This is a genomic window from Pseudomonas tritici (assembly GCF_014268275.3).
Classification (GTDB): Bacteria; Pseudomonadota; Gammaproteobacteria; order Pseudomonadales; family Pseudomonadaceae; genus Aquipseudomonas; species Aquipseudomonas tritici.
In genome coordinates, this window is the sequence record NZ_CP077084.1 from 2,710,962 (window position 1) to 2,725,753 (window position 14,792).

Annotated in this window: 3 protein-coding genes; all 3 read left to right on the forward strand. The window is 63.2% G+C overall.

Annotated features, from left to right (window positions below):
• Positions 1-56 precede the first annotated feature (56 nt).
• The 3 genes from HU722_RS12190 to HU722_RS12200 all read left to right on the forward strand — a co-directional run bounded on the left by HU722_RS12190 (position 57) and on the right by HU722_RS12200 (position 14,787).
• Positions 57-12,107, forward strand: coding sequence for a filamentous hemagglutinin family protein (locus HU722_RS12190; RefSeq protein WP_186753027.1), 12,051 nt, complete (start codon positions 57-59; stop codon positions 12,105-12,107).
• Between the two features lie 443 nt (positions 12,108-12,550).
• Positions 12,551-13,144 (forward strand): transposase, encoded by a 594-nt coding sequence (locus HU722_RS12195; protein ID WP_186753026.1) that lies wholly within the window; start codon positions 12,551-12,553, stop codon positions 13,142-13,144.
• 59 nt (positions 13,145-13,203) lie between these two features.
• A complete protein-coding gene (locus tag HU722_RS12200) occupies positions 13,204-14,787 on the forward strand; it encodes a ShlB/FhaC/HecB family hemolysin secretion/activation protein (protein WP_186753025.1) in 1,584 nt (527 codons plus the stop codon).
• Positions 14,788-14,792 lie beyond the last annotated feature (5 nt).

Sequence of the window (14,792 nt, forward strand, 5' to 3'; positions counted from 1 at the left end):
CCTCATACGTGAGCCTGTCTTGCTCCCTGCGTAATAACAAAGAAGGAAGATTCCCGATGGTCCGCTGCAAATCACCGGTTAACCTGAAAGCCCAAGATACCGTGCTGCGCCTCAAGCCCCTGGCCCACGCCATTGCCTTGTTGATGGTGGCAGGCAATGCGCAGGCGGCTACAGCGTTCAGTTCCAGCTGGTTTGCCGACAAAGGCGCGACCCAGGCGGCGACTGCTGCACGGCTCAGTGCAGGGCAGGTGCCGGGGATTCCGACGCTGAATCAGCAGGCGCGGGTCAATCAGCAACTGGCGCGCTCCATCAGCACGCTGAACACCAGTGTCGCGGCGATTGCAGCGCAGCAGGCGGCGCAGGCGGCGGGGCGGCAAGCGGCGTTTGGCCAGGTTTCGAACATTCCCGACGGACTGGGCAAGGGCGGCCTGCAGGTGGATAACAGCCTCACCCAGGGTTGGCTCAACGCCAACGGGCCTAAGCAAAGCCAGTCGGGCGGCAAGACCACGGTGACCATCGAACAGACCGCCGACAAGGCGATCCTCAACTGGGAGACCTTCAACGTCGGGCGCAACACCACGGTGGATTTCCAGCAGCAGTCCAGCTGGGCCGTGCTCAACCGCGTCAACGACCCCAACGCGCGGCCCAGTGAGATCCAGGGCCAGATCAATGGCGCCGGTACGGTGATGATCGTGAACCGCAACGGTGTGGTCTTCAGTGGCACCAGCCAGGTCAATGTGCGCAACCTGGTCGCAGCGGCAGGGAATATCACCGACGAGCAGTTCACGCAGCGCGGTATCTACGTCGACTCCACCGGCTCCCAACCGACTTTCACTGACGCTGCGGGCAAGGTCGTGGTGCAGCGCGGTGCATTGATCCAGACCCACAACCCCGCCACCTCCACCGACGCCGGCGGCTATGCCTTGCTGCTCGGCTCGGAAGTCGAGAACGCCGGTACAATCATCACCGCCAAGGGCCAGACCACCCTCGCAGCCGGCGACAGCTTCTACATCCGCAAGGGCGTGGGCACCACCGGCAACGATCGTTCCACCACCCGTGGTAACGAAGTGGCAACTAGCCTCAACGCCGGCAGCAGCGCCGGCAAGGTCACCAACAGCGGCCTGATCATGGCCTCTACCGGCGACATCACCCTGACCGGGCATCAGGTGCAGCAAAATGGTGTTGCGCTGGCCAGTACCTCGGTGGACACCCGCGGCACCATCCACTTGCTCAACTCCGCCACCGACGCCACCGGCAGCGTGACCCTGGGCGAAGGCAGCACCACTGCGATCCTGCTGGACAGCAGCGGCAGTACCGCGCTGAACAGCCAAAAGGGCAACGGGCTGGTCAACCTCGACGGCACCCCTGCCAACCTGATCACCGGCCAGTTCAACAACCTCAGTGCCGTGGCTGACCGCACCGACCAGTCGCGTATCGAGATCGTCAGCGGCGGCACCGTGGACTTCCAGAAAGGCTCGATCACCCTGGCCACTGGCGGGCAGGTGGCGGTCAGCGCGGCCGGCCGCAGCCTGGTGCGTGATGGGGCGATGATTGATGTATCCGGGGCTGTCGGCGTCAAGGTGTCGATGGAATCCAACAACATCAAGATCAACGTACAGGGCAACGAGCAGCGCGATGCGCCGGTCAACCGTGACGGCGGCCAGTTGATCAACAATGATGTGTGGGTCGACCTGCGTGAGCTGGTGTTTGTGCCGGCCGGTACCAACGGTTACGCGACGGATCGCTGGTACACCGCCGGCGGCTTGCTGGAGGTGGGCGGTTACCTCGGTACCCAAGGCCACTCGGTAGGCGAATGGATGGCCCAGGGCGGCACCGTGACCTTTACCGGCAAGGATGTGGTGACCCAAAAGGGCGCGCAGATCAACCTGTCGGGCGGCACCGTGGATGTGCAGGCCGGGTATATCCAGCAGACCTGGCTCAAGGGCCCGGATGGGCGTTTGTATGAGGTCTCCAACGCGCCGGGCGACATTCTCTATTCCGGGTTCTACAAAGGTTATGAGGACACCAGCAAGCGCTGGGGCCAGACCGATTATTACTACAACCCGATGATCGCCAAGCAACGCCGTTACGAGAGCGGCTATACCGTGGGCCGTGATGCCGGCAAGCTGGTGATCGGCACCACCAGCGCGGTGCTCGAAGGTCAGGTGATCAGCGACGTGTTCCAGGGCGATCGCCAGACCCAAGCGCCGAACATCAACCTCGACGGTTACCAGCAATCGCAGAAGGCGATGGCCCAGCGCGCGCAGTTGATCATTGGCGGGTACACGCCGGTCTACAACAAGACCACCGGCACCCTGCGCTATGCCCTGACGGGCACCACCGATCAGGTACTGATCGACAGCAATACACAGAAAATCGCCGATGGCCTGGACCTCACCACCGCCTTGCCGGCGGATCGCCAAGGCAAGATGGTGCTCGACAGTGATCAGCTCAATGGCTACCAACTGGGCGCGATCAAGGTCGGTGCCACGCAGCAGATTACCGTCAACGGCGCGCTCAAGGTGGCGGACGGTGGCGATATCACCCTGTTCGGGCCGGGTGTGAATATTAATGCCAACCTCACCGCCCACGGCGGAAGCATTAATGCAGGCAACATTCTTTACCAGGTCGATCCGCTTAAAGGCACAGTCCTTGATGCGATTGTGCCGGGGAATGGCGGTGTCAATGTTGCCTCCGGGGTCAAGCTGGACACCACGGGGCGCTGGAATAACCTGTTGCTGGAACCGACGAACAACAGCGGCGTGGCCTATGTGAACGGCGGCAAGGTATCGCTGCGCAGCACCGGCAACGTGAGCCTGGCGGCCGGCAGTGTGGTGGATGCTTCCTCTGGCGGCATTCTCGGCCTGGATGGCAAACTCACCGGCGGCAAGGGTGGCGATGTGACCTTGGCTTCCCTCAGTAGCCTGGCGCTGGACGGCGAGATTCGCGGCTATGGCGTCAGCGGTGGCGGCACCCTGGCGTTGCAGGCACGCAAGGTGCAGATCGGCGACAGCGCCACCGTGCCTGACGCGGGCACCGTGCAGTTGGCCGCAGATTTCTTCAACAAGGGCTTCTCGGCCTATGACGTCACCGGCAACGAAGGGCTGCTGGTCACGGACGGCACCCAGGTAAATGTCACCACGCCGGTCTATCGCTTGGGCGACCAGACCTCCGCTGCGCCCAGTGGCAGCGACCCGGCCACGGCCCTGGAGCGTTGGACGCCAGCGTTGTATCAGGAAGACGCGACCAAAGGCGTGCTGACCCAGCGCCGTGGCGCCAGCCTGACCTTGACCGCCGGCCACCAGGAGTCCACGGCCGCCGAACTGGCCACCACGGCGTTGACCGTAGGCCGGGGCGCGGTGATCAACGTTGACCCTGGCCAGGGCATCAACCTGCGCAGCGTTGGCCAGTTGACCCTGAACGGCACCCTCAATGCCTGGGGCGGGAGTGTCAGCCTGGGTGGTTTGACAGTGACGGTTTCAGAACAGGCTAACGCCGCTGGCCATGGCCGCTCGATCTGGGTGGGCGAGAACGCGCTGATCGATGTTGCTGCGCGTGCGGTCACGGCGGTGAGCAGCCGTGGCGATGTCTACGGCCAGGTGCGTAATGGCGGCAAGATCAGCATCGGTGGCGACATCGACCTGGCCACCGGCATTGCCAAGGCCAGCGACCTGTTTGTGGTCGTACGCGACGGCGCCCGCCTGGATGCTTCCGGCGCCCAGGCGGGCCTGGATATTCCGGGCCAGGGCCGGGTGCAGGTGGCCAGCAATGGCGGCAGCATCAGCTTCGCGTCCAACAACGGTCTGTACCTGGATGGTAGCTTCGTCGCCAGGGCCGGTGGCGTCGGCGCGGCGGGCGGCAGTTTGTCCGTGGCCCTGGAAAGTCCTTACTACGCCAAGAATGCCGTCACTGACCGCGTACTCAACCTTCGCGAACTGGTACTGAGTCAAACCCACCAGGGCAGCACATTGCCGGACACCGCCGACGCGGCGGCCGCCAGCCTGGAATATGGTCATGGTCGCCTTGGGGTGGACCAGGTCAGCGCTGGCGGGTTCGACAACCTCGCTTTGTTGAGCGACGGCGTGCTGGGTTTCGACGGTGACGTATCGCTGAAAATGGGCCAAAGCCTGCGCCTGTACAGCGGCGCCATGGGGCTTACAGAGCAGGCTGCGGACAATTCACGTATCAACCTGTCGGCGCCGTACCTGCTGCTGGCGGGCATCCTTGAACCGTTGGAAGCCAAGGACCAGTACCTGCATCCGGTATTGACCAACGGCACGTCTCAACGCGCCAGCCAGGCGCTGTTTGCAGCCAACGCTAACCTGATTGATGTGCGCGGCAGCGTGCAGTTCGGCAATAACAGCAACCTGCCGCTGAGCGACACCAGCCTGGTAAATGTCGACCGCCGAGGGTTCGATGATGTGCAACTGACCAGCCAGGGCGACCTGCGCTTTCTGGCCGGGGCGGGGGCGGATGCGATCGCCACGGGTATCAGTACGCAACTGATGACCCGGGGGGACATGACCCTGCGTGCGGTGCAGTTGTATCCGGGGACCGAGGTTGGGGCGCGGGTACTGGCTGGCTTTCTGAGCGAACGTGATGGCACCAGCTTCAACTACGATCCAGACCGCACCCTGACTATCGCCCGCACCGGCAACAGCAATGCCCAGATGCCCTACTCGGCGTTCGGCCGCTTTCAACTGGGAGCCGCCACCATCAAGCAGGGCGGCGTGATACGCGCGCCCCTGGGGCTGATTGAGGTTGGCGTTATGGGAGGCAACAGGGTCGAGTTGCTGCCCGGCAGCCTGACCTCGGTGAGCGGCAAGGGCCTGGTGCTGCCATACGGCGGCACGGTTGATGGTCAAGTCTACAAATACAACGGTAAGACCGTGACGTTTATCGGTCTGGGCGGACGAGACAACAACGGCCTGAGTGTCGGGTTGACGTTAGGGGGGCAGTCGGTTGCGGTGCTGCCTGACGCTACGGTGGAACTGTCCGGCGGCGGCGAACTGCTCGGCGCCGGGTTTATTTCCGGGCGCGGTGGTTCTACGGATGCGCGCTACAACCCGTTGGTACAATTCGGGGCGAATGGCGGGTTTGTGCTGCCGGGGCTGGGCACCAACCCGATCTATGCGATCGTGCCGGGTGCGCAACCGGGTTATGCCCCCGTGGCGCCGGAAGGGGGTGCAGTCGATCCGTTGATTGGCCAGCAAATCACGATTGGCGCCGGCGTACCGGGGCTTGCGGCGGGCACCTATACCTTGATGCCGTCCACCTATGCCTTGATGCCGGGCGCTTTCCGGGTGGAAATCAATGGCCTGGCCGGCCTCGGCAGCGACAGCACGACCCAGGCCATGCGCAATGGCTCGTGGTCCACGTCGGGGCGCCTGTCCATCGCCAATACCGAGATTGGCAACAGCATTGCAAGCCAGGTGATTCTGACCTCTGCCGATACCCTGCGCCGCTATTCGCAGTACAACGAAACTGGCTATGCACAGTTCGCCGTAGCCGACGCCGCCAGGCTGGGTGTGCCACGCGCATTGCTGCCGGTGGACGCTAAAACCCTGCAATTGATACTGCGAGCAGGCGCAGGGGAGGACTCCTTTTCGTTCCAGGGTATCGGTCGCTTTGAGGCAGCCGACGGCGGTTACGCCGGCACCGTTTCGCTGAACAGTTCAGGTGGAGGCGCCGGGCGAGACATCGAAATTATTGCGGCGGGCAAGGGCGCCACCAGTGGGTTTGCCGGTATTACCGTAGGGGCACAAAACCTCAATGCACTGGGCGCTGCACGCCTGGTGATTGGCGGGACGATGGTGGTCAATTATGGTCAGGGTGGCAACTACGTCACCCTCAGTGGCGGTAATACGGGGGTCCTCACCCTGCGCGATGGCGCGACTCTGGCCGCGCCGGAAGTATTCCTGGTGGCCTCGACCGGCTCCATCGTGGTTGAACAGGGCGCCTCCATCAATACCATCGGGCGCGGCAAGGCCAGTTATGATGCGCGCGATGGCTTTGTCTACAACTTGGCCAACGTATTGGCAGTGTCTAATGGCTTGCTCAATGTGGTCGCCCAGACGCAACCGCAGGCGGGTAAAGGTATCCAGATAGGGGTCTGCAACAGTGCGCCATGCAGTGGGCAAACTGCTCTGTATTCAGAAGGCAGCATCGTCGCCTTGACTGACAACACCTTGCAGATGAGCGATCAGGTGCGCTACGGCACCCGCCACCTCAACCTGGGGCTGGCCAGCATCAACGTCGGCAGCCCGCAAGCCCTGGCCGATGCGGCGGCGGCCAATCGCCTGCCGGCGGGCCTGACCCTCACCCAGGCAGTGCTCGACCGCCTGCTGCGCGGCGATACCCAGTTCGGCGCACCGGCCCTGGAAACCCTGCAACTGTCGGCACGCGACAGCTTCAACTTCTACGGCACCGCGACCCTGGACACCTACGATGCGGTGACCGGCAAGTCTCTGTTGAACAACCTGATGCTCTCCACCCCGGCCATCTACGGTTCCGGCGGTGCGAATGATGTGGCGACTATCCACACCGCCAACCTGATCTGGCAGGGCGCCGAGGCGGCGCCTGGCACGGTGGTGGCGGGTGGCGCGGGCACCGGCGGCGGGCGCCTGGATATCAATGCCGAGCGCATTGAGTTCGGCTACGGCGAGTTTGCCCAGGCCAGCACCACAGCGACCTTGAACCGCCTGGCCCTGGGCTTTGCCAACGTCAACCTCAAGGCCAGCGACCGCATCACCGCCAACCATAAGGGCAGCCTCTCGGTGTACCAGAACCAGGGCGCCTATGACCCGGTCAAGGGTTTTGCCTACAGTGGCGGCAACCTGAATATCCTGACACCGTTGATGACCGGCGCGGCGGGCTCAGTGAACAAAATCACCGCCGGGGGTGCGATTGATATCAGTGCGTCGGCCGGCCCGGTGGGCAAGGTGGAGGGCCTGGGCGGCGAGTTGTCGCTGCAGGGCGACAGCATTCGCCTGGCCAGCGCGGTGGTACTGCCCAGCGGCAAGGTGACCCTGGGCGCCCGTGGTGACGTGGTGCTGACCGACAACGCATCGATTGATGTGTCCGGTCGCGCCATCGTGTTCAATGACCTGACCAAATACAGCGCGGGCGGTGAAGTGCTGCTGGAAAGCCGCGCAGGCAATGTACTGCAGGGGGCGGGCTCGACCATCGACCTGTCGGCCAACTACAACCAGGCGGGCAAGCTGCGCGCCGTGGCGGTGGGCGGCGCGGCCGGCACCGTCGACCTGGCGGGCAAGATTCTCGCCGGCAGCAGCGGCTACTACGATGCCGGCGGCACCCTGGTGCCGTACCTGGCAGGTGCGGTGGAGGTCCAGGCGCAGCACTTGGGCGGCAACGGCACCTTGAGCGACCAGTTTGCCGCGCTCAACCAGCGCCTCAACCAGGGCCAGGTGTATGGCACGCGCAGCTTCCAACTGAAACAGGGCGACCTGGTCATCGGCAATGGTGTCAAAGCCAACACCGTGAATGTTTCGGTGGACAACGGCAGCTTGCGCGTGACCGGCCTGGTGGACGCCAGCGGCGAGCGCGTCGGCAGTATCAACCTGGCCGGCAAGAACGGCCTGACCCTGGACGGCAGCGCTGTACTCGACGCCCATGGCACGCAATTGCGCGTGGACAGCTACGGCAAGATCATTGATTCGCCGAACCGCGCCATCGTGGTGCTCGGTTCCGGCACCGGCCAGCTGACCCTGGCTGGCGGTGCGCGTATCGACCTGCGTCATGGCACCGATACTGCGACTGGCAATAACGGGCGCAACCGTGGCACGTTGGAACTGAATGCGCCGCGGTTGGGCGCGGATGACATTGCCATCGACGCCAGTGGGCACCTGACCATCGACGGCGCGCGATCGATCGCCCTAAACGGCATGGCTACCTATGACGATGCCGATTTCGGCACGGGCACGACTGCCAGCGGCAGGCCGTATCAGGAAATCACCCAGGATTACCTAGATAAGAAGCACGACCTGAGCACGACGTTCATCAATGCGGCCTTGAAAAATACCAACCTGGTGCAGAACAAGCTGGCCGGCCTGAACAACGCGACCTACGGTGATACCTTTCACCTGCGCCCTGGCGTGGAAATCATCAGCAAAACCCCGGATGGCGACTTGGTGGTGCAGGGAGACCTGGACCTGTCCGGCTATCGCTACGCGAGCCTGAAATCGCCGACCCAAGCGGTGACCGAGGCCGGCAGCCTGACCCTGCGTGCCGGTGGTGATCTGAATATCTACGGCAGCATCAACGATGGTTTTGCAGAGCCGGCGGCGACCCCGGATGATACCGGCTGGGTGCTGCGCGCTGGCATTGACTACACCGGCGGCACGATAACGGTGCCCGGTGACGGCGTGACCCTGGCGGACGGCACCACGTTCCCTGGCGGCACGATTCTCAATTTCGACCTGCCGATCAAGGCCCGCAGCCTGACTGCCGGTACGCGATTGCCGGTGGCGGTGACCCTCAATTCGACCTTGGCATTGCCGGCCGGTACGGTCCTGGCGGGTGCGGTGCGTAATGCCTCGGGTACCGTGTTGTACCCGGCAGGCACGATATTGACTGCGCGCGTGAGCTTACCGAAAGACAGCATCCTGGATGCCGGTACGGTGTTGGTGAGCCTCACCAGTGTGAAGGCCATGACCTGGCCGGCGGGCGTGCCGTTACCTGGGAAACTGGGCAGCACCGCGATAGTGACCCTCAATGGTCCCAAGCTGCTGCTGCGCGGGGCCTTGTTGCCGGTGGGCACCGACGTCAAGCTGCAGGGTGGCGTGCCGTGGGTGAACCTGCGTACGGGGGGCGAGGGCAAGCTCTGGGCTGTGGCGCCGATGCTGGCCGAGGGCTCGCAGTCCTGGTCGATGCGTCTGGTGGCCGGGGCCGACACACAGGCGGCCGACAGTCGCTTGCTGCAGCCGCATCCAGAGGCGGGTAATCTCCGTTTGGCGGACAGCCACTCCTCCGTCAAGATTATCTCCGCCAATGATATTAGGGCGGGCAGTCCGCGTTTCAGCGTGATCCGCACCGGTGCGGCAGACCTCGAGCTGCTGGCCGGGGGCGACTTGAGCATGGATTCGCTCTATGGCGTCTATACCGCCGGCAGCTCCGCCGCGAGCGCGTCTGGCGAATGGTTCCCGGAAGGCGGCGGTAATTTGCTGGTTAAGGCGGGTGGCAACCTGACTGGGAACATCACCAGTGAAGCCCCGGACATTGATGATCGGCCGGTCGCGGGTGACGTGGGTAATGACTCCGCCAACGTAGGCGCTTGGTTGTGGCGTCAAGGCAATGGCCTGTCTGGTAGCCAGGCCCAGGCGACCAGTTGGTGGATCAACTTTGGCGCCTATACCCCTAACTATTTAATAAAAAATGCACCTGACCAGATGGTTGGCTTTACCGGCTTTGGCACGCTGGGCGGGGGTAACCTGAATGTTGACGTCGGCGGGGATGCCGGGATCCTGAGGCCACTGACATTGAACGGGGCCTTACCTGCGAGCGTTAACGCCCGTAGCCAAGGCCTGGTGTTGGCAGTGGGCAGCACCGGTCGGGTTGGGGCCGATGGCAGCCTGCAACTCACGGGCGGCGGCGATATGAATGTGCGGGTCGGCGGGGCGGTTAACCCTGGCAGTCAAATCACGTCGGGTCACCTTAATGGTGCGGTGGTAGATCTTCGCGGGCATGTTCAATTGACGGGCGGCGCCCTGGGTAGCTTGACCTTGCGTTATGGCAACCGGTCAACGGATCAGAGCCCTGGCGAAGTCCGCGCCTACGATTCGATGCGCTCGACTTCCGCGACGGCGGCCGGGGGCTGGAGCCTGTTACCTGGGGACGCAACCTTCAGTGTGGCCACCCGTGGGGACCTGGTATTGCAAGATGTGGCCGATCCGGGCCGCGCGCCGCAAATGAATGCCTCGGCCTATGTGAAAGGCGCGGATCTTGGTTTTGGTCAGAGCTGGTTCAGTTTGTGGACCGAACGCACTGCGATCGATCTGTTCTCCGCCGGCGGCAACCTCACGCCACTGACAGACACCACAGAGTCGGATATGGCGGCGGTATATCCCGCGACATTACGTGCGGTCGCGGCCAACGGCAGTCTGTATTACGGGCGTGCTTCGGCACTTAACAACAGCCCGCCACCGCCGCTCAAAGCGCTGGTGCTGGCGCCGTCGGCCAACGGTCAGTTGCAATTGCTGGCGGCGGACTCGATCTATGGCGGTGACTTGACCATCAGCCGCTCCAGCGCAGCACCGGATACCCTGGCGACGATCCTGCGCCCAGCGTTCCAAGGGTATGTCAAAGACCCCACGAGCGGAAATTATCAACTGGTTGGCAGTAATACTTCCACGGATTCCGTTCGGGCCGATCTGGGCCGCGTCTCTCCCCTGTTTGCCTTCGGTCCGAATACCGCCAGCACGTCATGGGGCGATGCCTTGGACCCCGCGCGTTTCTATGCTGTAACCGGCGATCTGCTGGGCGTCAACAGCGGGCGTTCGATCACTATTACCACCGCTACCGACCCGCGCTTTGGGCAGACCTATCATGAAGGCGCAGGCGCGGTGTGGATGTTGGCTGGGCGAGATGTCGTCAGCAGCGGCACAACCTTGAGTGGTGCCAGCGGCGGTGACGGTGGGAGTGGGGAATACACCATCGCCGGCAATCTGTTCGTCCACAACAGCCCCACCGATATCTCTATTGTCAGTGCCGGCCGCGACATCCTCTACAGCAGCTTCAACGTCGCCGGCCCCGGCAACCTCGAAGTGACCGCCGGCCGCAATATCCTGATGGATGACAAGGTCGGCATCACCAGCCTGGGCGCCGTGGCCGCAGGCGACAACCGCCCCGGCGCAAGCATCACGATGCAAGCCGGTGTAGGCCCCAACGGCCCGGATTACCTGCGCTTCGTCGAGGCCTACCTGAACCCCGTCAACCTGGCGCAACCGGGCGAATCGATCCAGGGCGGCAAGGTCGCCAAGACCTACGAAAATGAACTGGTCGGTTGGCTCGCCGCGCGCTTCGGTTTTATCGGCAGCCCCGACCAGGCCCGCACCTATTACGCGGCACTGCCGGCCGAACAACAACGGGTCTTCGCCCGCGACGTGTACTTCGCTGAACTCAAGGCCGCCGGCCGCGAGTACAACCAGGTCGGCAGTGTGCGCCAGGGCAGTTACCTGCGTGGCCGCTCAGCCATCGCCGCACTGTTCCCGGACAAGGACGTGTCCGGCAACCCGATCACCTACAAAGGCGACATCACGATGTTCGGCGGCGCTGGCGTGCACACCAACTTCGGTGGCTCGATTCAGATGTTCACCCCAGGCGGCAGCCAGACCTTCGGCATCGAAGGCGCGGCGCCACCGTCGACGGCGGGTGTGATTACCCAAGGTGCCGGTGATATCCAGCTGTACTCCATGGGCAGCATCCTGCTTGGCCAGAGCCGCATCATGACCACCTTTGGCGGTTCGATCATGGGGTGGACCAGCGAGGGCGACATCAACGCCGGTCGCGGCTCCAAGACCACCGTGGTGTACACGCCGCCCAAGCGTGTCTATGACAACTGGGGCAACGTCGGCCTGTCGCCGTCGGTGCCAAGCACTGGCGCGGGGATCGCGACCTTGAACCCGATTCCGGAAGTGCCGGCGGGGGACATCGACCTGATCGCACCGTTGGGCACCATCGACGCAGGGGAGGCGGGGATTCGTGTATCCGGCAACGTCAACATCGCCGCGTTGCACGTGGTGAACGCGGCGAATATCCAGAGCCAGGGCAAGTCGTCCGGGGTGCCGGTGTCAGCCACGGTCAACACGGGGGCCATGAGCTCGGCCAGCGCGGCGGGGGCAGCGGCATCCCAGGCGGCCGAAGACGCAGCACGCAGCCAGCAGGCGGCGGCCAAGCAGGGCCGGCCTTCGATCATGACGGTGGAAGTGTTGAGCCTGGGCAGCGAGCCGTTGCCGCGTGAACCGGAACCGCAGCAGAAAAATTCCGCCTACAACCCCAACAGCCCGGTGCAAGTGCTGGGCGCGGGGCCGCTGAGCGAACAGGCGCGGGCGCGGTTGACGGATGAGGAGCGCAAGCAGATCAGCTTATAAGGCTTTGGAAAGGACCTCTCGATGTACCGTTCGGGGCGATCAATGATCGCCCCTTTTTTTGGGCGTTTCTCGGTCTGCGGTGGGCGCTGGGTTGCCTGCGATGGCTATGTGTTAGGCGCTAGAGGGTTTTTGGTTGGGGTACATATCCATTGCTGCGGTAACGGCTGATATTGGTTTCGCCCTTACGGCGGGTCACTTTGGGGCTCTTCCAAAGTGAGCCGCCGTAAGGGCGGAACCATAACCCGCCGTTACTTAAATAACGGATATACACCCCGACCAACCATCAAAAAAATTGCCCCCCTCCCAATCCCAAATGAAGCTTTCATGACAAAAGTTCGGTAGCTCCCGGCCACCCCCGTCTCTCCTATGTAACGCGCTGGAGGCCGCCACAAGCTGCCTCCCCAGCCGTCAGCAAGACGCCAGGAGTGGGGCAAGTGGGAACTATGGAACGTTACTCGAAAGTAGGCATGCAGGAGCTCGACCAGCGCCTGTCGAAGATCGTTGAAGCCGCGCGCAAGAAGCCGGTTTCGGTGTACCGCTACGGTGCGCCGTGGGTGTGGATCGTCTCTCAGGACGACTGGCAGGGCGCGTTGAAGGAAGTGTCCAGCTACATCCCGGCGGGCCATTCCCTGGTGTTGCTGCGCCCGCAGATCGACGAAGTGCTCGACCAGCACCGTGAGTGGCTGTTGGCCGAATCCGCGATGTCGATCGCCCCGCACACTGTGCTGCAAGTCCTCTTGCTGCAACTGCTGTATTCGGTGCCCAGCGAGCAGCAACTGCATGAACAGCTGAACTACAACCTGCTGTTCCGCTGGTTCGTCGGCCTGGACCTGAACCAAAAGGTCTGGAGCCTTCATGTCCTCACCCGCGACATCGCCACGCTGCTGAATAACCCGCGTGCGGTGCAACTCATCCAGAAAATCATCGGTGACGTGTTTTGTGGCGCCTTGCTGCACATGCCGGAGTTCTCGCTGAACTTCGCCCTGTTGCACACCTGGCTGGCACGCCACGGCAACACCTCGATCACCAGCAATTGAGCAGGCCGCATGCCGGGCAATCGGTGGCGGCGCAAAAAATCAGAATGTCAGGGGGCGGTGTGGAGCATCTGTTCAAATTAACGCTGGCGCTGTGTTGCGTGACGCTGGGGAGCGTGACGCAAATCGCGTTGGCCGAGGAAGAGCAAGCGGCGCGCACGGTCGACGTCAACGAGTACTTCGTGCGCGGCAACACGGTGCTCGATGCGGCGACGATCGAGGAGGCTGTGTACCCGTTTCTCGGTCCGCAAAAGACCTTGGGCGATATCGAAGGCGCCCGCGATGCGCTGCAGAAGATCTACCAGTCGCGGGGCTACCAGTCGGTGTTTGTCGAGCTGCCGGAGCAGAAGGTCGACGACGGTATCGTCTACCTGCAAGTCAGCGAAACCAAGGTAGGACGCGTGCGTGTGGTCGGCGCCAAGCACTATTCGCCGGTGGAAATCCGCGAGCAGGTGCCGGCGCTGGAAGAGGGCGCGGTGCCGGACTTTGCCACGGTGCAAACCCAGTTGGCCGGCCTCAACCGCAGTGCCGGGCGTCAGGTCACGCCGCTGGTACGCGAAGGCCAGCGCCCCGGCACCATGGATGTGGATTTGCAGGTGGAAGACCAGAACCCCTGGCACGCCAGCCTCGGCCTGAACAACGACTACAGCGCCGACACCGAGAAGCTGCGCTCGGTGGCAACCCTGGGTTACGACAACCTCTGGCAACTGGGCCACAGCATTTCGCTGACGTACTTCACCGCCCCCCAGGACACTGAGAATGCCAAGGTCTGGTCCGGTTCCTATACCGCCCCGTTGAACGAGCGCTGGACCTTGCAGTTCTCCGGTTACCAGTCCGACAGCAACATCGCCACCATCGGCGGCAGCAACGTGTTGGGCAAGGGGCATTCCTATGGGGTGTCGGCGATCTACAACCTGCCCGCTGCCGGTAACTGGGCCAACTCGTTCTCGTTCGGGGTCGACTTCAAGGACTTCGACGAGGAAATGAAATTTGGCTCCAGCAGCGACCAAGTGCCGCTCAAGTACGCGCCATTCACGTTGGGCTACAACGGCTATCGCTACACCGAGCAATCCCAGCTGGGGCTTGGCTTGAACCTGGTCGTCGGCACCCGTGCGTTCTTCGGTTATGGCAGCGACGCCGAGGAGTTCGACTACAAGCGCTACAAGGCCAGCGCCAGTTTTGCCGTGCTCAAGGGCGACCTGAATTACACCTACACCTTCGCCAACGATTGGCAGTCAGCCACCAAAAGTGGCTTCCAGCTGGCTTCGGGGCCGCTGGTCTCCAACGAGCAGTATTCCGCCGGCGGCGCCACTTCGGTGCGCGGCTACCTGGCGGCGGAGCGCACCGGGGATGAGGGTTACTTGCTCTCCCAGGAACTGCGCACGCCGTCCATGGCCAAGTTTCTCGGCAGTTATGTGCAGGAATGGCGCTTTTATGCGTTCGCCGAAGGCGCGCGCATGCGCCTGCACGACCCGCTGCCCGAGCAAGAAGACGAATACAGCCTGGCCAGTGTCGGCCTGGGCACCCGCGCCAGTTTGAGCAAATGGTTGTCCGGCAGCCTGGATTGGGGCTACCCGCTGCTCGATGGACCGAACACCCAGAAACAGGACTCGCGACTGCACTTCAGTGTGCAGGCGACTTTCTGACTTTT

Bases quoted from the DNA above. Each gene is read 5' to 3' on its own strand.
- HU722_RS12195 (WP_186753026.1), top strand. From the start codon at position 12,551: ATGGAACGTTACTCGAAAGTAGGCATGCAGGAGCTCGACCAGCGCCTG.
- HU722_RS12190 (WP_186753027.1), top strand. From the start codon at position 57: ATGGTCCGCTGCAAATCACCGGTTAACCTGAAAGCCCAAGATACCGTG.